The organism is Streptomyces laculatispora (genome assembly GCF_017353455.1).
In the GTDB taxonomy this organism is placed as follows: Bacteria; Actinomycetota; Actinomycetes; order Streptomycetales; family Streptomycetaceae; genus Streptomyces; species Streptomyces laculatispora.
The window spans coordinates 1-21160 of record NZ_JAFMPZ010000603.1 but is presented as its reverse complement, the minus strand read 5'-3'; the positions used below and the strand labels follow the sequence as shown (position 1 = coordinate 21160).

The 21160-nt window shown below is 70.7% G+C and carries 21 protein-coding genes and 7 pseudogenes; 15 read left to right on the top strand and 13 right to left on the bottom strand.

Annotation, left to right across the window (positions count from 1 at the left end; all coding sequences use genetic code 11):
- A pseudogene (locus tag J1C73_RS31730) lies at positions 1-328 on the top strand (hypothetical protein); the annotation flags it as partial.
- Here the strand turns inward: J1C73_RS31730 and J1C73_RS31725 are convergent.
- Entirely contained in the window at positions 318-1319 is a 1002-nt protein-coding gene (locus J1C73_RS31725; RefSeq protein WP_207319389.1) for a hypothetical protein, read from the bottom strand. The pseudogene J1C73_RS31730 and the gene J1C73_RS31725 sit on opposite strands and share 11 nt — an antisense overlap.
- Positions 1320-1684: 365 nt before the next feature.
- Between J1C73_RS31725 and purN the strand changes: the two genes are divergently transcribed.
- Both purN and purH read left to right on the top strand, forming a co-directional pair.
- Positions 1685-2341, top strand: coding sequence for a phosphoribosylglycinamide formyltransferase (gene purN, locus J1C73_RS31720; protein ID WP_207319388.1), 657 nt, complete (start codon positions 1685-1687; stop codon positions 2339-2341).
- The gene (purH, locus tag J1C73_RS31715; protein ID WP_123461159.1) at positions 2328-3881 is read left to right on the top strand and encodes a bifunctional phosphoribosylaminoimidazolecarboxamide formyltransferase/IMP cyclohydrolase; all 1554 of its coding nucleotides are present in this window, start codon (positions 2328-2330) and stop codon (positions 3879-3881) included. Before purN ends, purH begins: the two co-directional genes overlap by 14 nt.
- 95 nt (positions 3882-3976) lie before the next feature.
- Here the strand turns inward: purH and J1C73_RS31710 are convergent, their stop codons facing one another.
- The gene (locus J1C73_RS31710; protein ID WP_207319387.1) at positions 3977-4756 is read right to left on the bottom strand and encodes an RDD family protein; all 780 of its coding nucleotides are present in this window, start codon (positions 4754-4756) and stop codon (positions 3977-3979) included.
- Between the two features lie 228 nt (positions 4757-4984).
- Between J1C73_RS31710 and J1C73_RS31705 the strand changes: the two genes are divergently transcribed.
- The 4 genes from J1C73_RS31705 to J1C73_RS31690 all read left to right on the top strand — a co-directional run bounded on the left by J1C73_RS31705 (position 4985) and on the right by J1C73_RS31690 (position 9386).
- Entirely contained in the window at positions 4985-5851 is an 867-nt protein-coding gene (locus J1C73_RS31705) for a bifunctional methylenetetrahydrofolate dehydrogenase/methenyltetrahydrofolate cyclohydrolase (RefSeq protein ID WP_207319386.1), read from the top strand.
- Positions 5852-5871: 20 nt separating this feature from the next.
- Entirely contained in the window at positions 5872-6558 is a 687-nt protein-coding gene (locus tag J1C73_RS31700; protein ID WP_207319385.1) for a DUF3017 domain-containing protein, read from the top strand.
- A gap of 526 nt (positions 6559-7084) precedes the next feature.
- Entirely contained in the window at positions 7085-8215 is a 1131-nt protein-coding gene (locus tag J1C73_RS31695; RefSeq protein ID WP_207319384.1) for a helix-turn-helix domain-containing protein, read from the top strand.
- 181 nt (positions 8216-8396) lie between these two features.
- Positions 8397-9386 (top strand): malate dehydrogenase, encoded by a 990-nt coding sequence (locus tag J1C73_RS31690; protein WP_024488992.1) that lies wholly within the window; start codon positions 8397-8399, stop codon positions 9384-9386.
- Between the two features lie 94 nt (positions 9387-9480).
- Here the strand turns inward: J1C73_RS31690 and J1C73_RS31685 are convergent, their stop codons facing one another.
- Complete coding sequence (locus J1C73_RS31685) at positions 9481-10209, bottom strand: isocitrate lyase/PEP mutase family protein (protein ID WP_207319383.1); 729 nt, start codon at positions 10207-10209, stop codon at positions 9481-9483.
- 45 nt (positions 10210-10254) lie between these two features.
- Complete coding sequence (locus J1C73_RS31680) at positions 10255-10761, bottom strand: carboxymuconolactone decarboxylase family protein (RefSeq protein ID WP_123461165.1); 507 nt, start codon at positions 10759-10761, stop codon at positions 10255-10257.
- A gap of 47 nt (positions 10762-10808) precedes the next feature.
- On the opposite strand from J1C73_RS31680, the gene pdxR reads away from it, so the two are divergent.
- On the top strand, positions 10809-12212 hold the full coding sequence (gene pdxR, locus J1C73_RS31675; RefSeq protein ID WP_207319382.1) for a MocR-like pyridoxine biosynthesis transcription factor PdxR: 1404 nt from the start codon (positions 10809-10811) through the stop codon (positions 12210-12212).
- 419 nt (positions 12213-12631) lie between these two features.
- Here pdxR and J1C73_RS31670 read toward each other — a convergent pair whose 3' ends face one another.
- From J1C73_RS31670 to J1C73_RS31660, 3 genes are read right to left on the bottom strand one after another with little or no spacing between them, the layout of a single operon-like run.
- Positions 12632-12901, bottom strand: a complete 270-nt coding sequence (locus J1C73_RS31670) for a hypothetical protein (RefSeq protein WP_207319381.1) — start codon at positions 12899-12901, stop codon at positions 12632-12634.
- The gene (locus J1C73_RS31665; RefSeq protein ID WP_207319380.1) at positions 12898-13068 is read right to left on the bottom strand and encodes a hypothetical protein; all 171 of its coding nucleotides are present in this window, start codon (positions 13066-13068) and stop codon (positions 12898-12900) included. The genes J1C73_RS31670 and J1C73_RS31665 overlap by 4 nt, the downstream gene beginning before the upstream one ends.
- Positions 13065-13304: a hypothetical protein gene (locus J1C73_RS31660; protein ID WP_207319379.1), complete on the bottom strand. Its 240-nt coding sequence runs from the start codon at positions 13302-13304 to the stop codon at positions 13065-13067. Before J1C73_RS31660 ends, J1C73_RS31665 begins: the two co-directional genes overlap by 4 nt.
- A 92-nt stretch (positions 13305-13396) precedes the next feature.
- Between J1C73_RS31660 and J1C73_RS31655 the strand changes: the two genes are divergently transcribed.
- The 3 genes and pseudogenes from J1C73_RS31655 to J1C73_RS31645 form a co-directional block, all read left to right on the top strand.
- A complete protein-coding gene (locus J1C73_RS31655; protein WP_207319391.1) occupies positions 13397-14236 on the top strand; it encodes a helix-turn-helix domain-containing protein in 840 nt (279 codons plus the stop codon).
- On the top strand, positions 14233-14442 hold the full coding sequence (locus J1C73_RS31650) for a DUF397 domain-containing protein (protein ID WP_207319378.1): 210 nt from the start codon (positions 14233-14235) through the stop codon (positions 14440-14442). Before J1C73_RS31655 ends, J1C73_RS31650 begins: the two co-directional genes overlap by 4 nt.
- A 392-nt stretch (positions 14443-14834) precedes the next feature.
- Positions 14835-15398 (top strand): annotated as a pseudogene (locus J1C73_RS31645) (IS5 family transposase); the annotation flags it as partial.
- On the opposite strand, the pseudogene J1C73_RS35285 reads toward J1C73_RS31645, so the two are convergent.
- Positions 15397-15759: pseudogene (locus J1C73_RS35285) on the bottom strand (transcriptional regulator); the annotation flags it as partial. The pseudogenes J1C73_RS31645 and J1C73_RS35285 sit on opposite strands and share 2 nt — an antisense overlap.
- On the opposite strand from J1C73_RS35285, the pseudogene J1C73_RS31640 reads away from it, so the two are divergent.
- Positions 15755-15944: pseudogene (locus tag J1C73_RS31640) on the top strand (IS6 family transposase); the annotation flags it as partial. The pseudogenes J1C73_RS35285 and J1C73_RS31640 overlap by 5 nt on opposite strands.
- Before the next feature lie 30 nt (positions 15945-15974).
- Here the strand turns inward: J1C73_RS31640 and J1C73_RS31635 are convergent.
- Both J1C73_RS31635 and J1C73_RS31630 read right to left on the bottom strand, forming a co-directional pair.
- Positions 15975-16160 carry a contact-dependent growth inhibition system immunity protein gene (locus J1C73_RS31635; protein ID WP_307797842.1) on the bottom strand — a complete coding sequence of 62 codons (186 nt, stop codon included), beginning with the start codon at positions 16158-16160 and terminating at the stop codon, positions 15975-15977.
- Positions 16161-16339: 179 nt separating this feature from the next.
- Positions 16340-17878 (bottom strand): alpha/beta hydrolase, encoded by a 1539-nt coding sequence (locus tag J1C73_RS31630; RefSeq protein WP_207319377.1) that lies wholly within the window; start codon positions 17876-17878, stop codon positions 16340-16342.
- An 839-nt stretch (positions 17879-18717) separates the two neighbouring features.
- Between J1C73_RS31630 and J1C73_RS31625 the strand changes: the two are divergent.
- Positions 18718-19002, top strand: a pseudogene (locus J1C73_RS31625) (ATP dependent DNA ligase); the annotation flags it as partial.
- A 12-nt stretch (positions 19003-19014) separates the two neighbouring features.
- Here J1C73_RS31625 and J1C73_RS36160 read toward each other — a convergent pair.
- Positions 19015-19215: a DUF6233 domain-containing protein gene (locus J1C73_RS36160; RefSeq protein WP_372446769.1), complete on the bottom strand. Its 201-nt coding sequence runs from the start codon at positions 19213-19215 to the stop codon at positions 19015-19017.
- 100 nt (positions 19216-19315) lie between these two features.
- Positions 19316-19402: pseudogene (locus J1C73_RS35825) on the bottom strand (IS5/IS1182 family transposase); the annotation flags it as partial.
- A gap of 38 nt (positions 19403-19440) precedes the next feature.
- Between J1C73_RS35825 and J1C73_RS31620 the strand changes: the two are divergent.
- Both J1C73_RS31620 and J1C73_RS31615 read left to right on the top strand, forming a co-directional pair.
- A pseudogene (locus J1C73_RS31620) lies at positions 19441-19827 on the top strand (transposase family protein); the annotation flags it as partial.
- Complete coding sequence (locus J1C73_RS31615; protein WP_207319376.1) at positions 19824-20222, top strand: hypothetical protein; 399 nt, start codon at positions 19824-19826, stop codon at positions 20220-20222. The pseudogene J1C73_RS31620 and the gene J1C73_RS31615, both read left to right, overlap by 4 nt.
- A gap of 358 nt (positions 20223-20580) precedes the next feature.
- Here the strand turns inward: J1C73_RS31615 and J1C73_RS31610 are convergent.
- A partial coding sequence (locus tag J1C73_RS31610; protein ID WP_207319375.1) for a hypothetical protein occupies positions 20581-21160 on the bottom strand: 580 nt, incomplete at its 5' end.

Genomic DNA, 21160 nt, shown 5'->3' with positions numbered 1-21160 from the left:
CACCGGCCGCGGGTGGGGGCCGCGATGGGGCCACCGAAAGACGGACGCGGACGCGGCGGATGCGGTGGATACGGAGGATGCGGCGGAGACCGGAACGGACCCGGTACCCGGCCACGGTCAGGCATCCAGGCCCGCACCGGCGCTCGTGCCCGTATCCGCATCCGGATCGCCCGGGCCCTCGTCGCCCGGCCCGGCAGGCCCGGACGACGAGGACGGCGAGTTGTACGACTTCCTGCCGACCGATCCCTGGCACGCCAAGGCGGCCGGAGAACGGGCGGACCGTCCGGCGGAGGCCGGATCGGTCCACTCGTCGGACGCTACTTCTTGACGCCGAAGAGGGGTTCCAGCGGCTTCGGCAGCAGATCGTTGCAGGCGACCTGGCCCGACTTGGTGAGGGCGTCGTTCACACAGGTGTAGTAGTCCCGGTAGACCAACTGCACCGTGAACGACGTCGCGACGATCGCCAGAGCGATCAGCGCCGTCACCAGACCGCTGACCGCGGCCGTCGTCTGCTGCCGGCTGCCCCGCTGGAGGACGCCGGTGCCCGGCGCACCCGGCGCTGCCGCGGACCCCGGCGTGTGGGCCGGGCCGGCAGCGGTACCGGGGCCGGTGCCTTGCCCCTGGGCATCGGCACGTGCACCGGCGACCGCGCCCGGAGCCGCAGCCGATCCGGCCGTCCCCCCGGTCGTCGACGGGTCCTTCGGCTTGGCCCGGAGCGCGCTGATCGACCAGTAGGTCGCGAGCGCGCCCAGCAGCAGGGCGATCTCCGGGAGGTCGAAGATGGCGAAGAAGAAGGCCCACATACCGGCGAGCAGTGAGTAGCGCGCCCGGCGCTGGACGGGGTCGGTCGGGTCCCAGCGGGTGCCGCCGGACTTGCCCTCCGGACCGCCCCGGCCACCCCCCTGTCCGTTCGGTCCTGCGGGTCCGGCGGGCTGCCCGCCGAAACCGCCGCTCTGACGTCCGGGCTGGTGGCTGCTCCACTGGCTGCCCCAGACGGGCCGGTTGTCGGGGGAGCCGCCCTCGGGTGAGTCCCCGCCGTCCCCGTTGTTCTCGCCGTCCCCGTCGTTCCCGCCGTTGCCGTTGGTACCGCCATTGGCCGGGTAGCGCGGCTGCCACGGCTGGTCGGGGCGGTTCTCCGGCGGCGGCGCGAAGGGGTTGTCGTCCTCGGGACGGGCCCCCGAGGACCCGGAGGACCCCGACGACGAGGAGGAAGGGGAAGAAGAGGAGCCCGGCGCAGGGGACTGGCGCTCCCGCATCAGCAGGGGGGCCGGCTCGGGCAGCGGGTGGCGGAAGGCGGTGCGGCGGCGTCGGTCCGGCATATGGTGAACGTCTTCCCCATCTCGTCATTTCCGCCCTGTGGACGGTTCGCTGTCACCTGACGCTACCTCCCGGCGAGGAGGGGCCGAAAGCTGGGCGTGCGCGCGGTGGCCGACAGCTGCCGCCCGGAGCGCCCACTGTCGTACGAGCCGGAGCGCCAGCGGTCCCTCACCCCCGTCACGCGGGGGCCTCGCGAGGTGCCGGTATCGTTGCTGACGGTCGGCTCGTTCGTAGAGTTCCCCGTATCGGGGGGCGTGATTCTTTCGTACGACCGCACAAACAGCATGGCCGCCGTGCCGCTGCTCCCGAGATGCGGCAGACGGTGCGGCCGCTTCGAACTGCTCCACACGCGAGAAAGGGCCCAACCGTGGCCTCCCCGCTCTCCTCCGCCGCCCCGGCCCGACTGGTCGTGCTGGTCTCCGGTTCCGGTACGAACCTCCAAGCCCTGCTCGACGCGATCGGTGACGACCCCGAGGGGTACGGCGCACAGGTCGTGGCGGTCGGTGCGGACCGCGTCGGCATCGCCGGTCTGGAGCGGGCCGAACGGGCCGCGATCCCCACGTTCGTGTGCCGGGTCAAGGACCACGCGTCACGCGCGGAGTGGGACGCCGCGCTCGCCGCGGCCACCGCCGCGCACCGCCCGGACCTCGTCGTGTCCGCGGGGTTCATGAAGATCGTGGGCAAGGAGTTCCTCGCCGGCTTCGGCGGCCGGTTCATCAACACCCACCCCGCCCTGCTCCCCAGCTTTCCCGGTGCCCACGGTGTGCGTGACGCGCTCGCGTACGGCGTGAAGGTCACCGGGTGCACCGTCCACTTCGTCGACGACGGCGTCGACACCGGTCCGATCATCGCGCAGGGCGTGGTCGAGGTGACCGAAGAGGACACCCCGGAGGGCGAAGCAGCTCTCCATGAACGCATCAAGGAAGTCGAGCGCAAGCTGCTCGTCGAGGCCGTGGGGCGGCTCGCCCGTGACGGCTATCGCATTGAGGGACGAAAGGTTCATCTCGATCATGTCGGTGAATAAGCCCATCCGCCGCGCCCTGGTCAGTGTCTACGACAAGACCGGGCTCGAAGACCTCGCCCGCGGTCTGCACGAGGCCGGTGTCGAGCTGGTCTCCACCGGCTCCACCGCCGGGAGGATCGCGGCCGCCGGAGTACCGGTCACCAAGGTCGAGGAGCTCACCGGCTTCCCCGAGTGCCTCGACGGCCGCGTCAAGACCCTGCACCCGCGCGTCCACGCCGGCATCCTGGCCGACCTCCGGCTGGACGCGCACCGCGAGCAGCTCGCCGAGCTGGGCGTGGAGCCGTTCGACCTGGTGGTCGTCAACCTCTACCCGTTCAAGGAGACCGTCGCCTCCGGCGCCTCGGCCGACGAGTGCGTGGAGCAGATCGACATCGGCGGCCCCTCGATGGTCCGCGCCGCCGCCAAGAACCACCCGTCGGTGGCCGTCGTCACCAGCCCCGAGCGGTACGCCGACGTCCTGACCGCGGTCAAGGCGGGCGGCTTCGACCTGACCGCCCGCAAGCGGCTCGCCGCCGAGGCCTTCCAGCACACCGCCGCGTACGACGTGGCCGTCGCCTCCTGGTTCGCGGACGACTACGCCGCCGCCGACGACTCGGGTTTCCCCGACTTCTTCGGTACGACGTACGAGCGCCAGGACGTCCTGCGCTACGGCGAGAACCCGCACCAGCCCGCCGCGCTCTACACCTCCGGCGCCGGCGGCCTGGCCGGTGCCGAGCAGCTGCACGGCAAGGCGATGTCGTACAACAACTACACGGACACCGACGCCGCGCGCCGGGCCGCGTACGACCACGCCGAGCCGTGCGTCGCGATCATCAAGCACGCCAACCCGTGCGGCATCGCGATCGCCGACGACATCGCCGAGGCGCACCGCAACGCGCACGCCTGCGACCCGCTGTCGGCGTACGGCGGTGTCATCGCCGTCAACCGTCCGGTGAGCGTCGCCATGGCCGAGCAGGTCGCGGAGATCTTCACCGAGGTCATCGTCGCCCCGGCGTACGAGGACGGCGCGGTCGAGGTGCTGTCCCGCAAGAAGAACATCCGCGTGCTGCGCTGCCCCGAGGCCCCGTCGGCCGAGGTCGAGGTCAAGCCGATCGACGGCGGCGCGCTGCTCCAGGTCACCGACCGCCTCCAGGCGGACGGTGACGACCCGGCCAACTGGACGCTGGCCACCGGCGAGGCGCTCTCAGCCGACGAGCTGCGGGAGCTCTCCTTCGCGTGGAAGGCCTGCCGCGCGGTCAAGTCCAACGCGATCCTGCTCGCCAGGGACGGCGCCTCGGTCGGTGTCGGCATGGGCCAGGTCAACCGTGTCGACTCCGCGAAGCTCGCCGTCGAGCGGGCGGGCGAGGAGCGGGCCCGGGGCGCGTACGCGGCCTCCGACGCCTTCTTCCCCTTCCCCGACGGGCTGGAGATCCTGACCGCGGCCGGTATCAAGGCCGTGGCCCAGCCGGGTGGTTCGGTCCGGGACGAGCTGGTGGTCGAGGCCGCGAAGAAGGCGGGCGTGACGATGTACTTCACCGGCACCCGCCACTTCTTCCACTGATTCCCGGCGTCTCCTGACGCCTCATGGCCACGACGAAGGGCCGGTCGCCCCGAACGAGTTCGGGGCGACCGGCCCTTCGTGTGGTGCGGCCCGCGTTACTGCTTGATCACCAGGGTGCCGGCAGCGCGGTCGTGCCAGCCCTGCAGCTTCCCGGAGTTGTCGAAGAACGGGGACAGGTACGTGAGGATGGCACCGATGTAGCAGAGGAACGCGCCGACGATCGGGATGATCCAGCGGATGAACCCGGCACCGAGACCCGGGGCCATGCCGGTGTTCTCCTTGACGACCTTCAGGCCGAGCGCCTTCTTGCCCAGCGTGGCGCCGATCAGCGAGATCAGCAGCCACTCGTAGAGCAGCGTGATCAGGATGAAGAGGGCCAGCACGCCGAACATGGTGGCGATGATGCTGACGCTCGCGTCGTTGACACAGGACTGGTAGCCCGGGTCCAGGCTGGTGCCGCAGTCGTCGGTGCTCTTCGCGAGGCCCAGGGCGCTCGCCAGGCCGATCGCGCTGAGGATGCCGTACAGCACACCGATGACGACGCCGTCGATGCAACGGGCGCCGAGGCGGCGGCCCATCGAGGCGACCTCGACCGTGCCGAGCGTCGGGATGTTGATGTAGCCGCTGTTGGCCTGGAGCGTGCCGGGTGCCTGCTGCGGGTAGCCGTAGCCGGGCTGGCCCTGCGGCGGAACGCCGGGCTGCTGCTGCGGGTAGCCGTAACCGGGCTGGCCCTGCGGCGGCACGCCCTGGGGTGCCTGCTGCGGGTAGCCGTAGCCGGGCTGGCCCTGCGGCGGCTGGCCTTGCGGCGGCTGACCGGGCTGCTGGCCGGGCTGCTGCCCGTAAGGGTTGTTCGGGTTCGGGTCGCCGAAGCTCATCTGGGCGTTTCCTCCAACGGACATACGGGGACGAATGCGGCCGCGCGGAGGAAAGAAAACATCAGCGGTCCGCCCCCCGGGTACTTCTGCGGCACTGCGGCCTTCATCGTTATAAGCGGGAAGTAAGTTTGTCCAGCCGCGGTACGAGAAGTTGTCCAAGTGCAACCTTGTGTCCACGGCCGGTACCTGTAATTGGTCCCCGGGTGGGTCATCCGCGAGAATGCCCCCATGACTGCCCAGATTCTCGATGGCAAAGCCACCGCAGCCGCGATCAAGTCCGATCTCACCGTCCGCGTGGCGGCCCTCAAGGCCCGGGGTATCACCCCCGGCCTGGGAACCCTGCTGGTGGGTGACGACCCGGGCAGCAGGTGGTACGTGGACGGCAAGCACCGCGACTGCGCGCAGGTCGGCATCGGCTCCATCCAGCGCGAACTCCCCGACACCGCCACCCAGGAGGAGATCGAGGACGTCGTACGGGAGCTCAACGCCGATCCCGAGTGCACGGGTTACATCGTGCAGCTCCCCCTGCCCAAGGGGATCGACACGAACCGCGTTCTGGAACTGATGGATCCGGCCAAGGATGCCGACGGGCTGCACCCGATGAGTCTCGGCCGGCTCGTGCTCAACGAGAAGGGACCGCTGCCCTGCACCCCGCAGGGTGTCGTGCAGCTGCTCCGCCACCACGGTGTGGAGATCAACGGGGCGCATGTCGTGGTCGTCGGACGCGGTGTCACCATCGGCCGGTCCATCCCGCTGCTGCTGACCCGTAAGTCGGAGAACGCCACGGTCACCCAGTGCCACACCGGTACGCGTGATCTCTCCGCCCACCTGCGACAGGCCGACATCATCGTCGCGGCCGCGGGCGTGGCGCACATCATCAAGCCCGAGGACGTGAAGCCGGGCGCGGCCGTGCTCGACGTCGGCGTCAGCCGGGACGGGGAGGGCAAGATCGTCGGCGATGTCCACCCGGGCGTGGCCGAGGTCGCCGCGTGGATCTCGCCGAACCCGGGCGGTGTCGGCCCGATGACCCGCGCCCAGTTGCTCGTCAACGTGGTCGAGGCGGCCGAGCTCGACTCCGTCCCGTCCGCGGGCTGAACCGATCCGGAAGGAACCCCATGGGTGCTGGTACGAGTCCGGCCGACCGGGCCGCCGCCGCTGCGGACGGGCCGGTCGCCGAGCAGTCCGAGGGCGCGGCCGGTGTTCCGGCCGGCGGCGCTGCCGACTCCTCGGCTGACGGCGGGCCGGCGGCCCCGGCCGACGGTGCTTCACCCGCGTCGGGCGACAGCGCGGCAGCGGCACCGGACGACACCGCGGACGGTGCCGCGGACGACGGCGCGGACGCTGCTGCGGACGGTCGCACCGGCAGCCACCCCGCGCCCGTTCCCGCCGCGGCCCCCGCGACGGGCCGGTCGCGGGCGTTGGCGTCGCTCACCCAGGACACCGCGCGTCCCGAGGGCGGCGGCCGGGCGGCGGGCGGCGATGCTCCGGCCCCCGCCCGTCAGTGGCCGTTGCTCGCGGTGCTCGGCACGGCCGCGATCGGCCTGCTGATCGTGGCCTCCGACCCCTTCGAGCAGGCCTTCCGGGTCGGCACGATACTGATCGGTGTGGCGCTCATCGGGGGCGCGGTACTCCGCCTCGTGATCCCCTCGGTGGGCATGCTCGCGGTGCGTTCCCGCTTCACGGACCTGGTGACGTACGGGCTGCTGGGCTTCCTCATCGTGATGCTCTCGCTGATGGCGCAGCCCAAGCCGTGGCTGGACATCCCGTTCCTGGAGAACGCGGTCCACTTCACGATCCGCTGAATCCGCGCGGCCGCCCCGGGCCGCGGACCGGCGCCCGTCCCCTCCCCCGAGAAGGGACGGACGCCGGGGACGGGGCGTGTCGGAGCGAAAAGCTCCGGAATCCGGCGAGTTGAGCGGCCTTGCCCCGTCCTGACTCCAGCCTTGTGGTCGGGGGAGGACTGTTCAAGGGATGGCTGTGGCCTGTGGCACGGAAGTGACCATTCCGCCACGGTGTGATCGTCAGGCAACGATGGCAGACTGGCCCGGCAGGCGGCAGGCGGCAGGCGGCAGGCGGCAGGCGGCAGGCGGCAGGCGGCAGGCGGGCCGGGCAGAGGCCGGGGCGCGTGCGGGTGTGTGGCCGGACTTCCGAGTGCAACCATGCGCTCCCTCTCCAGGAACTGGCAGTCTGCGTTCGCGCATCCATCTGGGTAGTCCGGAGCGGAAGACCACCGGCTCCGGACGGGGCCAGAGCGGTGTGCGAGGAGCCGGCCGCGTGCGGGGGCAGCGGAAGCCGAAACGATGTGAAGTGGGAAGCAGGGGGGAAGTAATGCCTCGTTGGAAGGCGCTGCCGGAGGATCTCGACCCACAGGTCCGGGAGTTTGCCGGCCAACTGCGCAGACTCGTCGACCGCAGCGGCCTGAGCATCGCCGCCGTGGCCGACCGCACGGGATACAGCAAGACGTCGTGGGAGCGGTATCTGAACGGGCGGCTGCTCGCCCCCAGGGGCGCCATCGTCGCGCTGGCCGAGGTGACGGGCACCAATCACGCGCACCTGAACACCATGTGGGAGCTGACGGAACGGGCCTGGAGCCGTGCCGAGATGCGCCACGACATGACGATGGAGGGCATGCGGATAATCCAGGCGCGGGCGGCGCTCGGCGAGACCGGGCAGCCGTCGCGCGGCCACGGCAGGAGCCGGCCCTCCCCTGGTGTCGGCATGGCCGGGGGCGGGACGGGTGCGGCACCGGGCGTGAGCGACGGGGGCCGCTCCCCGTCCGTACCGGCCCAGCGCGGGAGCGTTCCGCAGGTGCCGCAGCAGCCGCAGGTCCGGCCGGACCGGGCGATGGGTGCGGGGCCCGGTCTGCCGCCCGCGACGAACGCCCACGAGGGCGCTCCCGGGCAGCCGCCCGCGCATCGCGGCAGTGGCCGGGGCAGCGGGAGTGGCCGGGGCCGTGGCGGCGGCAGCCGTAAACAACTCGTGATCGCCGCGGCCGCGGTGGGCGTCCTGCTCGTGGTGACCGGTGCGGTACTGCTGACCGGTTCGGGTGGTGACTCCGACGCCGACAAGGCCGCCGCCCCCTCCCCGTCGCCCACGACCAGTGCGCCGGAACTGCCGGCCGGGGTCGGGTGCAGCGGCTCCGACTGCGCCGGGCAGGACCCCGAGGACATGGGCTGCGGCGGCGAGTACGTCCGTACGGTCTCCAGCGCCACCGTCGGCGGAAGCGTCGTCGAGGTGCGCTACAGCAAGACCTGCGGGGCGGCGTGGGCCCGGATCACCAAGGCGGCCACCGGCGACACCGTACGGATCAGCGCGGGCGGTGCGGGGCAGGACGGCACGGTGTCCGCCGCCGCTGACACGTACACCCCGATGGTCGCCGTGAAGCGGGTCGCCGACGTCAAGGCGTGCGCCACCCTCGCCACCGGCACGAAGGGGTGCACGGCCGAAGCGACGGGGTGAGCGGGGAGCGGTGCGGTGAGCGGGGAGTGACCGGTTGTGTGCGGTGCCACAGGGGGCCGGGCGGCCGAGGGGTTCCGGGTCGGATAGCCTGATCGCTGGATATCTCTTCACATCAAGATTCAGGGATGTCCAGCACCAGGGGCCAGGAGCCCCCACCGCCAGCTGTCTAACGGAGATCGCCATGACCCGCACTCCCGTGAATGTCACCGTGACCGGCGCAGCCGGCCAGATCGGCTACGCGCTGCTCTTCCGCATCGCCTCCGGCCACCTGCTCGGCCCGGACGTGCCGGTCAACCTGCGTCTCCTGGAGATCCCGCAGGGTCTGAAGGCCGCCGAGGGCACCGCGATGGAGCTCGACGACTGCGCCTTCCCGCTGCTGCGCAACATCGAGATCACCGACGACGCCAATGTCGGCTTCGCCGGCGCGAACGTCGCCCTGCTCGTCGGCGCCCGCCCCCGCACCAAGGGCATGGAGCGCGGCGACCTGCTCTCCGCCAACGGCGGCATCTTCAAGCCGCAGGGCAAGGCGATCAACGACAACGCCGCGGACGACATCAAGGTCCTCGTCGTCGGCAACCCGGCCAACACCAACGCGCTCATCGCGCAGGCCGCCGCCCCGGACGTACCGGCCGAGCGCTTCACCGCGATGACCCGGCTGGACCACAACCGCGCGATCTCGCAGCTGGCCGCCAAGACCGGTGCCGCCGTCTCCGACATCAAGAAGCTGACGATCTGGGGCAACCACTCGGCCACCCAGTACCCGGACATCTTCCACGCGGAGATCGCCGGCAAGAACGCCGCCGAGCTCGTCAACGACGAGGCCTGGCTGGGCGACACCTTCATCCCGACCGTCGCCAAGCGCGGCGCCGCGATCATCGAGGCCCGTGGCGCGTCCTCGGCCGCCTCCGCCGCGAACGCCGCCATCGACCACGTGCACACCTGGGTCAACGGCACCGCCGCCGGCGACTGGACCTCCATGGGTATCCCGTCGGACGGCTCCTACGGCGTTCCGGAGGGCATCATCTCGTCCTTCCCGGTCACCACGGAGAACGGCACGTACAAGATCGTCCAGGGCCTGGACATCAACGAGTTCTCCCGTGCGCGCATCGACGCGTCGGTGAAGGAGCTCACCGAGGAGCGCGACGCGGTCCGCGAGCTCGGCCTCATCTGATCCGTACGTCCCCCAGGGGACCCGCGGACGCCATCGCCCCCGGCAGCAGTCAGCCGCTGCCGGGGGCGATGGCGTTTCTCGTACGGGGCCGGCCTCAGGCCCCACGGAGCCCGTCGGCGAACTCGCGCAGGGCCGCCATGGCCCGGCGCTGGATACCGGGGCCGAACGTGACGCGGCCGGCGCCCAGTTCGCCGAGGCGGCGCGGACCCGGACCGTCCGGCCGGGCCAGCGCGTTGAGCGGTGCGGGTACGGCGGCGGCCAGGCGGGGGAGCGACTCGGCCGGGGCACCGATCGGGTAGACGCAGTCCGCGCCCGCGGCCACGTACAGCAGCGCGCGGCGCACGGTCTCGGCCTCCTGGTCCGTGCCCTCCGGGACGCCGGTGACGTACGTGTCCACCCGGGCGTTGACGAACAGCGCGTCCCCGGCGGCCGCCCGCACCTCCGCCAGCCGGTCCGCCTGCCACCGGGCATCCACGAGGACCCCGTCCACCGTGTCCTCCAGATTGCAGCCGACGGCCCCGGCGGCGAGCAGCCGCTCCACCAGCTCCCGTGGCGCCAGTCCGTAGCCCGCCTCGATGTCGGCCGACACGGGTACGGAGACGGCGCGGGCGATCCGCGCCACCGCCGCGAACATCTCGGCCGCGGGTGTGGCCCCGTCCTCGTACCCGAGCGAGGCCGCGACCCCCGCGCTCGGCGTGGCCAGGGCCGGGAATCCCGCGTCGGCGAGGACGCGGGCGCTCGCGGCGTCCCACGGACCGGGCAGGACCAGGGGATCGCCGGGTGTGCGGCCGAGGTGCAGCGCACGGAGGTCGGACGCGGTCATGGCGGAGGGCTCCTGAGGTGGGCGGTGCGGAGGGGAGTGCCTGGATCAGTGGTCGCCGGGCGTGTAGTGGCCGGGGACCAGGCGGCAGGTCACGGCGAACCGGTTCCAGGCGTTGATCGTGATGATCGCGGCGATGAGGTGGGCGAGCTCCGCCTCGTCGAAGTGCTTCGCGGCCTTCGCGTACACCTCGTCCGGCACGAAACCGTCGGTCAGGACGGTCACCGCCTCGGTCAGCTCGATCGCCGCGATCTCCTTCGGCGTGTAGAAGTGCTGCGACTCCTCCCACGCGCTGAGCTGCACGATCCGCTGGATGGACTCACCCGCCGCGAGCGCGTCCTTGGTGTGCATGTCGAGGCAGAACGCGCAGTGGTTGAGCTGCGAGGACCGGATCTTCACCAGCTCGGCCACGACCGGGTCGAGCCCCTTGCGGGACGTGGCATCCAGCCGGGCCATCGCCTTGTAGACGTCGGGGGCGTGCTCGGCCCACTGCATGCGGGGCGTGTGCTCGGTGGTGTACTCGGACGTTGCGTGGCTGTGCTCGTTCGTCGTCATGGATACGACGCTACGCGGGGTGTGGCGTAGCGGTATGGTCCATTTTCATGACAGATCCCTGGGCCACTTTCGGTGCGGACCTGCACATTGACCCGGCCGGCGCCACCGGACTGCGGGCCGGGCTCATGGACGCCCTGCGCGAGGCCGCCCGGACGGGACGCCTCGCACCGGGGACCCGGCTGCCGTCGTCCCGCACCCTCGCGGCCGACCTCGGCATCGCCCGCAACACCGTCGCCGACGCCTACGCGGAACTGGTCGCCGAGGGCTGGCTCACCGCCCGGCAGGGCTCCGGCACCCGGGTCGCGCAGCGCGCCGAGCCGCGCCGGGCGGCGGCCAGGGCGCCGCGCTCCCGGCCGCCCCGCACCAGCCCCGCCTACAGCCTGCAGCCCGGCTCGCCCGACCTGTCGACGTTCCCGCGCGCCGAATGGCTCAAGGCCGCCCGCCGCGCCCTCACCGCGGCACCCAACGACGCCCTCGGATACGGCGATCCACGCGGCCGCGTCGAACTGCGCACCGTGCTCGCCGACTACCTGTCACGGGCCCGCGGCGTGTACGCGGACCCCGACCGCATCGTCATCTGCTCCGGCTTCGTGCACGGACTGATGATGATGGGGAAGGTGCTGCGGGAGCGCCGCGTGCGGGAGGTGGCCGTCGAGTCGTACGGGCTGGACGTGCACACCCGCCTGCTCACCGAGGCCGGGCTGCGCATCCCCTGCCTGCCGCTCGACGAACTCGGCTCCCGTACCGGCGAACTGTCCGCGATGCGCGGCGCGGGCGCGGTGCTGCTGACACCCGCGCACCAGTTCCCGACCGGGGTACCGCTCCACCCCGACCGGCGGGCCGCGGCGGTCGACTGGGCCCGGAGCACCGGCGGCCTGATTCTGGAGGACGACTACGACGGAGAGTTCCGCTACGACCGCCAGCCGGTCGGCGCACTCCAGGGACTGGACCCCGAACACGTCGTCTACCTGGGCACCGCCAGCAAGTCCCTGGCACCGGGACTGCGGCTGGGCTGGATGGTCGTCCCACAGGCGCTGGTGGGCGAGGTGACCGCGGCCAAGGGGCTGAGCGACTGGGCGTCCAGCGCGCTGGACCAGCTGACGCTCGCCGAGTTCATCGCCTCCGGCGCGTACGACCGGCATGTGCGCTCCATGCGGCTGCGCTACCGCAACCGCCGCGACCAGCTTGTCGCCGCGCTGGCGGAGCGGGCCCCGTCCATCAGGATCAGCGGGATCGCCGCCGGTCTGCACGCCGTACTCGAACTTCCGGAAGGCAGCGAGGCGGACGTCGTCCGGTCGGCTGCCTGGCAGGGGCTGGTGGTGGAGGGGCTGTCCTTCTACCGCCACCCGGACGCCGAGGCACGCCGCGAGGCCCTGGTCATCGGCTACGGGACCCCGACCGACAGTGCCTGGGCCGGTACGTTGGACGCGCTCGTGCGGGTGCTGTCGTGAGGTGAGGTGCGCGGGGGCACCGCCCCGCGCCGTCGGTGCCCGCCCCACGGCTGGAGCCCGGCTCGACCGGACGCGCCGTACGGCGAGTGTCACCAGCAGTCCGGCGGCGGGGTCGACCACGGTGAACGCGTCGGGGCACCCCGATTCCAGCCGTGCCATCGCCTCGTCCTGCCGCTCCTGGTCCTCGGCCCAGGCCCGAAGCCCGTTCAGCACCGCGGCGCTCCGAAGGACCGCCGCCCGTACGTCCATCCCTCCGGAGCACCCCGAACCGGACGGCACACCAAGCCCCTCCGCGAGCCGAAGTGCACGCCGCCGCAGCCAGCGGAGGGCGAGCCGGCGATTGCGCACCACGACCTCGCCCAGCGAAACGGCACGCTGTCCGTCGGTCACGGTGATCTCTGCCGCGTAGCCCACACCGGTCATGCGGCACGCTCCCCGGTCGGCGAATGGACCACGCCCTTCGCCGTCGCGGCTGCCGCTTCGGCGAAGGCCACGAACATGTCCAGCTCGGCCACTTCGGCGGCGCGCTCGGCAATGCGCTGGTCAATCGCTGCGTCCAGCGCGGCGAGGAACAGCGCGCGGGACGCCGTGTCCGAGTCGATGCGGTCCCACGTGACGGGCAGTTCGCTCGCGGAGTTCGGCTGCCGGGTTCCCACGGCGAGGACGAGCCGAACAGGGATGTGCTTCACGGCTGCTCCCCGTGCACGGCGACCCGGTGCCGCTTGCGCAGCACACGGCAGTCGGTCGCCCTGCTCTCGTCCCTCTGGCCCCGGGCCACGGCTTCGGCCAGGTCGAGTTCCTGGCAGTCCCGGCACTCGGCGGCCTCGGAAGGCGGGGCGGTGCTGTGGTCGGTCATGCCACGTCCCCCCGGCTCCTGGCGTTCGCGTACGCGGTACGGGCGCGGAGGCGCTCGTCGGGGGTGGCGAGCCGGACGTATTCGGGGATGGCTTCCCACTCGGGACCCCCACCGACCGGCCGCAGAGACCAGTACGGACCGGAGACTCCGCGGAACTCCCCGACCCGGTCGTTACGGCCTCGATCCACCACGAGTGTCCCGGCGGGCGGGAGTTGGACGTGCTTCTGCTCAGGCATCGCCGCACCTCTCTGTAGTCATTCCACTACCAAGGGCGTTCAGCGTGGCCTAGGGTGAGGTTGTCTTCAACGTGGCTCAGGTGGAGGGCACATTGGTAAACCGTAAAGAGTTGAACCCCGAAGCAAGCGCCCAGGCGGCTTTCGGCGCGCGTTTACGCAGGCTGCGCGAGGAGCGTGGCTGGACCCAGGATCACCTGGGCGCACTGGTTGGCTGCACGGGCAGGCATATCTCGGCAATTGAAACTGGTCGCAAATCGCCAACTCTGCCATTCTCGCACAAAGCTGACGCAGCCTTAAATTTGACCGGCACCGCCGATTCGTTCGAGCGCGAATGGCGGGAGATCAAGCACGGCAACTTGCTGGAAGGCTTCCCGGAGTACGTGGGCTATGAGGGTCGGGCGGTGGAGATCCGGCTGTTTCAGGTGGGGATCGTCCCCGGTCTGTTGCAGACCGCGGAGTATGCGCAGGCCCTGGCAAACGGCGATGTGCGACGCGGCGCCATCACAGCCGAGCAAGCGGCCGACCGCGTTGCGTTCCTGGCGGAACGGCAAACGGCCCTGTTGCGGGAGCGCCCGCCCATGGTGCTCGTGGTGATGGATGAAAGTTGTATCCGCCGCCCGATCGGCGGCCGCAAAGTGATGGACGAACAATTGCAACATCTGGCTCTGTTCGCCGAGTTGCCGAACAGCGTGCTCCAGGTGGCACCTTTCGATATAGGTGAGCGTCGACCGTTCAATCTTCCGGTCAACCTCCTCACCCTGCCGGACCGGTCCATGGTCGCGTACGCCGAGTCTCATGCTCAGGGGCATGTCGACCGCGAGAGCGCTGCCGTTCTGCCCCTGCTCACGGGCTACCATCAACTACAGGCCGCATCGCTGTCTCAAGCGGGTTCCGTGGCCATGATCAACGAGGTACGAAAGGGCACTCCGTGACGACCGAATCTCCCTGTTGGTTCAAGTCCTCGTACAGCTCCAACGGAGGCGACTGCGTTGAGGTCGCAGCCAACCTCGTCGCCGCACGCGGCATCGTCCCGGTTCGTGACTCCAAGACCCCGGCCGGCCCGGTTCTGAACGTCCTCACCGGCTCGTTCGCCTCCTTTGTGGCGGGCGTCAAGGCCGGAGAGTTCGGCGGCGTCTGAACGAGCGTTGGGGCGCGGTGCCACCAGGACTGACCTGGTGGCACCGCGCCCCACGCTCGTTCAGACGCCGCCGCGCAAAGAGAGTCCAGCGCCAAGGTGCTTCGTCCTGCTGCTGGGCTCGTTCGATCAGCTTCGGATCAGCCTCCGGATGCCAAGCGGTGCCGGGCCAGCCACAGTCGAACGGTCCCTCTTCGCGCGGCTGTCGCACGAGAACTGTCTCCGGCTCCAGGCGCTCCGCTCCGTGAAGCAGGCCGTGCCCAACTCGACATGACACTCAGGGACCCGTCTGCGTGGGCGGTTCGTGAGTCTTTGAGTGGATGTGCTGTCGCCTGATCGTGTGACGGCGGGGCGACTCTGCCGGTCCGTGGTTGGTGATCTGGTGATGTGACCGGGTGAGTGAACGCAAGCCGTACCCGAGTGACTTATCGGACGAGCAGTGGTCGTCGATCGAGCCGGTGATCATCGCGTGGAAGAACCGGCACCGCTCGGTCAGCGGTCATCAGGGCGCCTATGCGATGCGAGAGATCGTGAACGCCATCCTCTACCAGGGGCGGACCGGTTGCCAGTGGGCCTATCTCCCGCACGACCTGCCGCAGAAGAGCGCGACGTACTACTACTTCGCCGCCTGGCGGGACGACGGGACCGACCAGGTCATTCATGAACTCCTGCGCTGCCAGGTCCGGGAGAGAGCCCGACGATTAGAGGACCCGACCCTGGTGGTGCTGGACACCCAGAGTGTCCACGTGGCCGCCGGGGTCCCCGCCTCTACGAGTGGCCACGATCCGGCCAAGCGGGTGCCCGGCCGCAAGCGCGGCCTGGCCGTGGACGTCCTCGGCCTGGTCAGCGCGGTCGTTGTCCTCGCCGCGAACACCCACGACAACGCCGCGGGCGTCGTCCTGCTTGACCAGATCGCCGAGCACGCCGGCGGAACCGCGCGCAAAGCCCTGGTCGACCGTCGCCCAGGGCCTGGTGGTCGCCGGCCGCCCAGGCCTCGACGATGCGGTCCCAGCGGCGGACGTTCATCGCGCGGCACTCCACCACCCGCTGAAGCGGCCGCGGCACCTGCGACTGATTCAACGGATGGATCTCCACCCGCGTCCCGCCGGCGGCATTCAGGCGTCGCAGGAGGTGCCGGGCCACGTTCTGGCGGCGCACTTGACGGTAGGCGGCCTCGATGCGCTCCAGGTTCGCGTTCGACGGCCGGCGCCGATCCTCCAGCCACGCCTTCAACGTCCGGTCGGTCACCGTCAGTCCGGCGTCCCTGGCCGCCCTGCGGCTGTGGCCGGTCCGGGGCAGGTAGTGCAGGCGGGCCAACAATCGGGCGGAGAACTCGCACCAGCCCACCCGGCCAAAGATTCCTGTCCGCCTTCAGCGGCATCTCACCTCACTTCCGGCCCCGCCGCCACCTGATGACCGCCCCCGACTACCGCACCGGGATGCAGCACCGCTTCACCACCTGGGAGCAGGTCACCGGCACCGCCGGTCTGTCCACCACGGCCTGAGCACAGGCCCCACCCCCCCCCGACACACCGTCAGACGCCCACACACACAACAACGTGACAGCGCCAGCGCATGTCCTCGACGGTCAGCTGGCCGATCGGTCGACGCCGCAAGGCGTGTGCAGTAGCGACAAGACGGGTGTCGTCGACAGACGGGGCTGGCCAGAAGGCGCGTTCAAGCTCTTCAATGGAGCGGTCACAATTCAAGGGGCGCGTCACCGATCGATTGTCCAACAGTCAGATCTCAAACGCGGTCTCAAGGTTCTTTGCACAGGCATCGCTTTACCTTTTCCTTGCAACGCTTTTCCGAAAATGATTCCGCCCGTTTCGGCGCGCCAGCCGGCCTCCCGGCGGAGTTCCGGGAGCCGGGCGAACCGCCCATGAGTCTCCGATTCAGGTCACTGGCCACCGCAGGTCAGGTCCTTCGCGGGCAGTCGGCCCGTGGTCAGGTACCGCGTGACGCCGGCGTCCGCGCAGGACGGTCCGGCCACCACCACGCCGTGGCCCTCACCGCCGGCCACCGTGACCATCCGCGCACCGTGCAGCGCCCGCCGCATGCCCTGCGCCATGGCCAGCGTCGCCTGCGGATCCCACTGGTTCTGCACGATCAGCGCGTTGACGTCGTTGCTCACCACGGTGGCCGGCTCCCTTGCCGCCGACTTCCAGAACGCGCACGGCTGAATGGTGGCCCCCAGGTCTCCGGCCAGCGGGTACTTGGCCCGGTCTCGGATCACGTCCCGGCGGTACTGCTCGGGGTTGCGCGGCCAGCTGCGGGTGTCGCCGCAGAAGGCGGCCCAGGTGACGGCAGACTGGTTGTCGGCAGGAACGTCCGCACCGAACGCCCCCGCGTCGGCGGACCGGACCGGGGCGGAGTCGGGGACAGCCTGTTCGGCCGACGCGGTCGGCGTGGCCGACGCGGGTGGTCCGCCTGCGGCCGAAGCCTTCAACGCGACGATCCACGGGGTGACGGTCTTGACGCCGACGAACGCACCGTACTGGGAACGGATGGCGTCGCCGCTGAGCGCCCCACCGTTCGTCGGGACGGGTATGCGGTCGGCGCGGGCGATGAGCTCCCAGTACGTCTTCCGGACCTTCGCCGGAGTCGGCCCCAGACCGTAGGTGGCGTTGCGGGCGGCGGCCCACTCGGTCCAGCGGGTGAAGGCGAGTTCGGCCCCGGCCGACCACCCCCGGAACGTCCCTCGCCACGCGAGCGTCGGATCGAGGGCGCTGTCGAGCACGAACCGGTCCGAGCGCCGGGGGAACATCTGCGTGTAGACGGCGCCCAGGTAGGTGCCGTACGAGTACCCGAAGTAGGAGATCTTCTTTTCCCCCAGTGCCGCCCGGACTACGTCCATGTCCCGTGCCGTGTTGCGGGTGGTGAGGTGCGGCAGCATGTCGCCCGCCTTGGCCCAGCACTTGTCGGCCACCGTCCGGGCCAGGGCCACGTCCTTCGCGAACGTCCGTGCGGTGTAGGGGTGCTGGACGGCCTGTTCGTCGCCCGTCAGACCGCAGCTGATCGGCGCGCTCTGCCCGACCCCGCGCGGGTCGAAGCCGACCAGGTCGAACCGCTCTCGTACCTCCGCCGGCAGCAGCGGCTCCATCTCCACGGGCATGGTCAGCCCCGGAACGCCCGGTCCCCCGGGATTCATCAGCAGCACGCCGTGCCGCTCCTTCGCACCGCTCGCCTTTACCCGCGATATCGCGAGGTCGATCTTCCGGCCCCCGGGGTCGTTGTAGTCCAGCGGCACCTTGACCTTCGCGCACTCGAACTCCGCCGGCCCGCCCGTATCGCAGCGCTCCCAACGGAGTTTCTGCTGCGCGTACTGCTGGAGCGGATCCCCCGCCGCGAACGCCGTCACGGGGGTGAGCGCTGCCATCACGGTCGTCACCGTGCCGACCGTGAGCAGGGAAATCGTTCGGGCGCCTCGTAGAGCCATGCCAGTCCTCTGTGCAGAATCAGTGTCTCGAATTGCCTCCAGTCTCTGTTCCGCCCCACTCGTACCTCGTGCGACGCGGGGATGGACTCATGATCCACCTAGCGGTGTAGGACGGCTACACCGACGTCCTGCTGAAGTCCTGCTCCGTGTCGTTCATCAATCAGGGTGGGCGGCCGATCGGCCGTCTGCCGACAGTCGTGCCATCGACACCCCGACCCGCAGCGCCTCGACGGCACGGGAGGGCGCAGCGCCGACGGCGCGGCCCATCGCCGTGTCGTCGGCGCCCGGGCGGGAACGGCTCAACACGGTTGCCGTGTACCGGCACCCGCCGGCTGGGTGACGACGCCGACCTCATTGCGCACCAACCCGACCGGGCTGCCGTTCTTCGCAGCCACACAAACCGGCGGACGGAGGCCAACAACAATGCAGTGTCGATCAGTTGCAGCCTCGCCACCGTCCGCACCCACCCGCAGACAGCAGCGCTCCGGTGCGATCGGCCCAGATCGCCTGCATCGATTCGGCCGTGTCGCCGGCGGCGGTGCGGGTGGACCGGCGCGGGTCGAGCGCCCGATCGGTGGCCATGTTCTTGTCGGCGGCGAGCTCCTCGGGAGCGACGGTGGCGGACCAGTCCAGCCCGTCGGCCCACCCGGCGCGGCCTTCCTGTCTTACGGCTTTGTCGGACCAGCGCGCGGGTCTCCCGGCCCCTAGGGGTTAGGGGAGGGACACACCCGGTGCTGTTCTCCTCCTGCAGACCGCGTGGCTCGCGCTGAACTGGATGCTCGGCCTCGGACTGGACGCACGGGCAGCGCAAGGCCACCGAGGCGGGATTCCGGACGCGCGGCGCCCTGCTGGTAGGAAAGGCACGCGAAGGCGGGCTACGGTATGTGGGCAGCGTCGGAACCGGGTGGAGCGACACCGAACGCACCACGCTCGCCGACCTCCTCCGCGTCGCTGCGATCGACGAGTGCCCCTTCGAGAGAACGCCGGATGTGACCGGAGCGCGGTGGGTGCTGCCACGCCTGGTCGGCGAGGTCCGCTACACGAGCCGGACCCGGACAGGACTGCTGCGGCATTCCTCCTGGCACCGGCTGCGCCCTGACTTCGCCCCCGACGACATCACCTGACCCGGACGCCTCCTACTGCGGCGACTGCAGACCCGTCTGCGGGTTGCAGATATGGCACGGCTCGATGTCCGGCTCCGCCAACGCGATCAAGGCCTCCCCATGGTCGAGGAACCCCAACGTCGCCTCGTACAGGGAGCAGTCCCCGCGGTGTAGAAGGGCCGTCGCATTCGATCTTTGCCGCTGAATCTTCCAGCGTTGCCCGGGCGCCCTCACCCCTGATCTTGGACACTCGAGATAGTGGATCTTGAGGATCTGAGTGGGCGGTTCGTGAGTCTTTGAGTGGATGTGCTGTCGCCTGATCGTGTGACGGCGTCACGATCTCTCGCATCGCATAGGCGCCCTGATGACCGCTGACCGAGCGGTGCCGGTTCTTCCACGCGATGATCACCGGCTCGATCAACGACCACTGCTCGTCCGATAAGTCACTCGGGAACGCGCGCCGCGAACACCCACGACAACGCCGCGGGCGTCGTCCTGCCTGACCAGGTCGCCGAGCACGCCGGCGGAACCGTGCGCAAAGCCCTGGTCGACCAGGGCTTCAAGAATCAGGTCGTCATGCACGGCGCCGACCTGGGCATCGACGTCGAGATCGCCGAACGCAACCCGCAGGTCAAGGGGTTCGTGCCGCAGCCGAAGCGGTGGAGGGTCGAGCAGACCTACGGGATCCTGATACTGCACCGGCGCCTGGTCCGCGACTACGAGCACCGCCCCTCCTCCTCCGCCTCCGCCTCCCGCGTCTACTGGGCGATGACCCACATCATGACCCGACGCCTCACCGGCGCGAACGCCCCCACCTGGCGTGAGACGCAGGCGGTGGCAGCGTGAACATCCAGCCCCTCCTCGACGCCCTGGACCTCCAGGAAGACGCCGCCCGGGCCCTGGCCGACGACCTCCACGCACAGATCGACGACCTGCAGACCCGGCTGCGGGAGGCCGAGACCCACCTGGAGCATCTCGCGATCACCCGCAAGACCATCACCGGCCTCGCCGACCGGCTCCCGGCCTGCACACCAGACCTGCCCGAGCACCCGGACTACCCCCACATCCTCGCCGCCTTCAACCATGCGACCGGGCCGCTACGGGCCAAGAACGTCTGCGAAGCCCTCGGCCACGAACTGCTGCCGAAGAACGTCGAAGGCACTCGCGCCAAGCTGAAACGCCTGGTCAAACTCGGCATCCTCACCGAGGCCGACACCGGCAACTTCGCCAGGAAGCCATAGCCGACGGAACCTCCACCAGCGACCTTGCTCAGCCTCACCCAGAAACGGACATAACCTTACGAACAACCAGGGCCGCCGTGGCCACTGACACACCGTGCCGACGCATGAGTGGGCCCCCGGACAACTCCGGGGGCCCACTCATGCGTCGAGGATCCGTTGTCCTTCCGAGGGTGATCGCCGGGTTCCCGCTGATCAGGCGCAGCGTGGGTGTCTCTGCGGCAGACGGGTCCGGTCCTCGCGGCGTCGGCGCCAGGCGATGCGATGGGAACGCCCCCGTGGGCGGTCCCGGCCGAACCGGCCGCGAGTACGGCCTTGATGGCATGGCCCTCGCGGCGAGGAAGCCGCCGCCACCGGGCCCCTACCTCGGGCCCACCGCAGCCGCGTCCCCCGCCGGGGCCTCGCCGAACCGGGCCAGGGCCAGTGCGCCCGCCACGGCCACCGCGAAGCCGGTGACCGCCAGCCAGCCGAGCCCCTCGCGGGTACGGTCCCCGAGCCAGATGACGCCCACCAGCGCGGGGCCGATCGTCTCGCCCAGGACCATTCCGGCGGTCGCCGTCGTCACCGAGCCGCGTTGCAGTGCCGAGGTGAGCAGCAGGAACGCCGAGCTGCCGCCCACCAGCAGCGCGTACGTGGCCGGGTTGGACAGCAGGGCAGCCGGTGAGACGTCGTCGATGAGCCGGACCGCGACCTCCACCACCCCGAAGCCGCAGCCCGCGCCGAGCCCCAGGACCAGGGCTCGCGCCCGTTCGGGCAGCCGCCCCGCCGTCGTGCCGATCAGCAGGATGCCGAGGGCGATGCCGAGCATCGACCAGCGCAGCGCGTCCGATCCGGGCAGGTGCCCCTCGCCGCCGGAGGCGAGCCCCAGCATGCCCAGGCCCGCGCAGACGACGCCGACGGCCGTCCACTCGGTGGCGCTCAGCCGCACCTGGAGCAGGCGG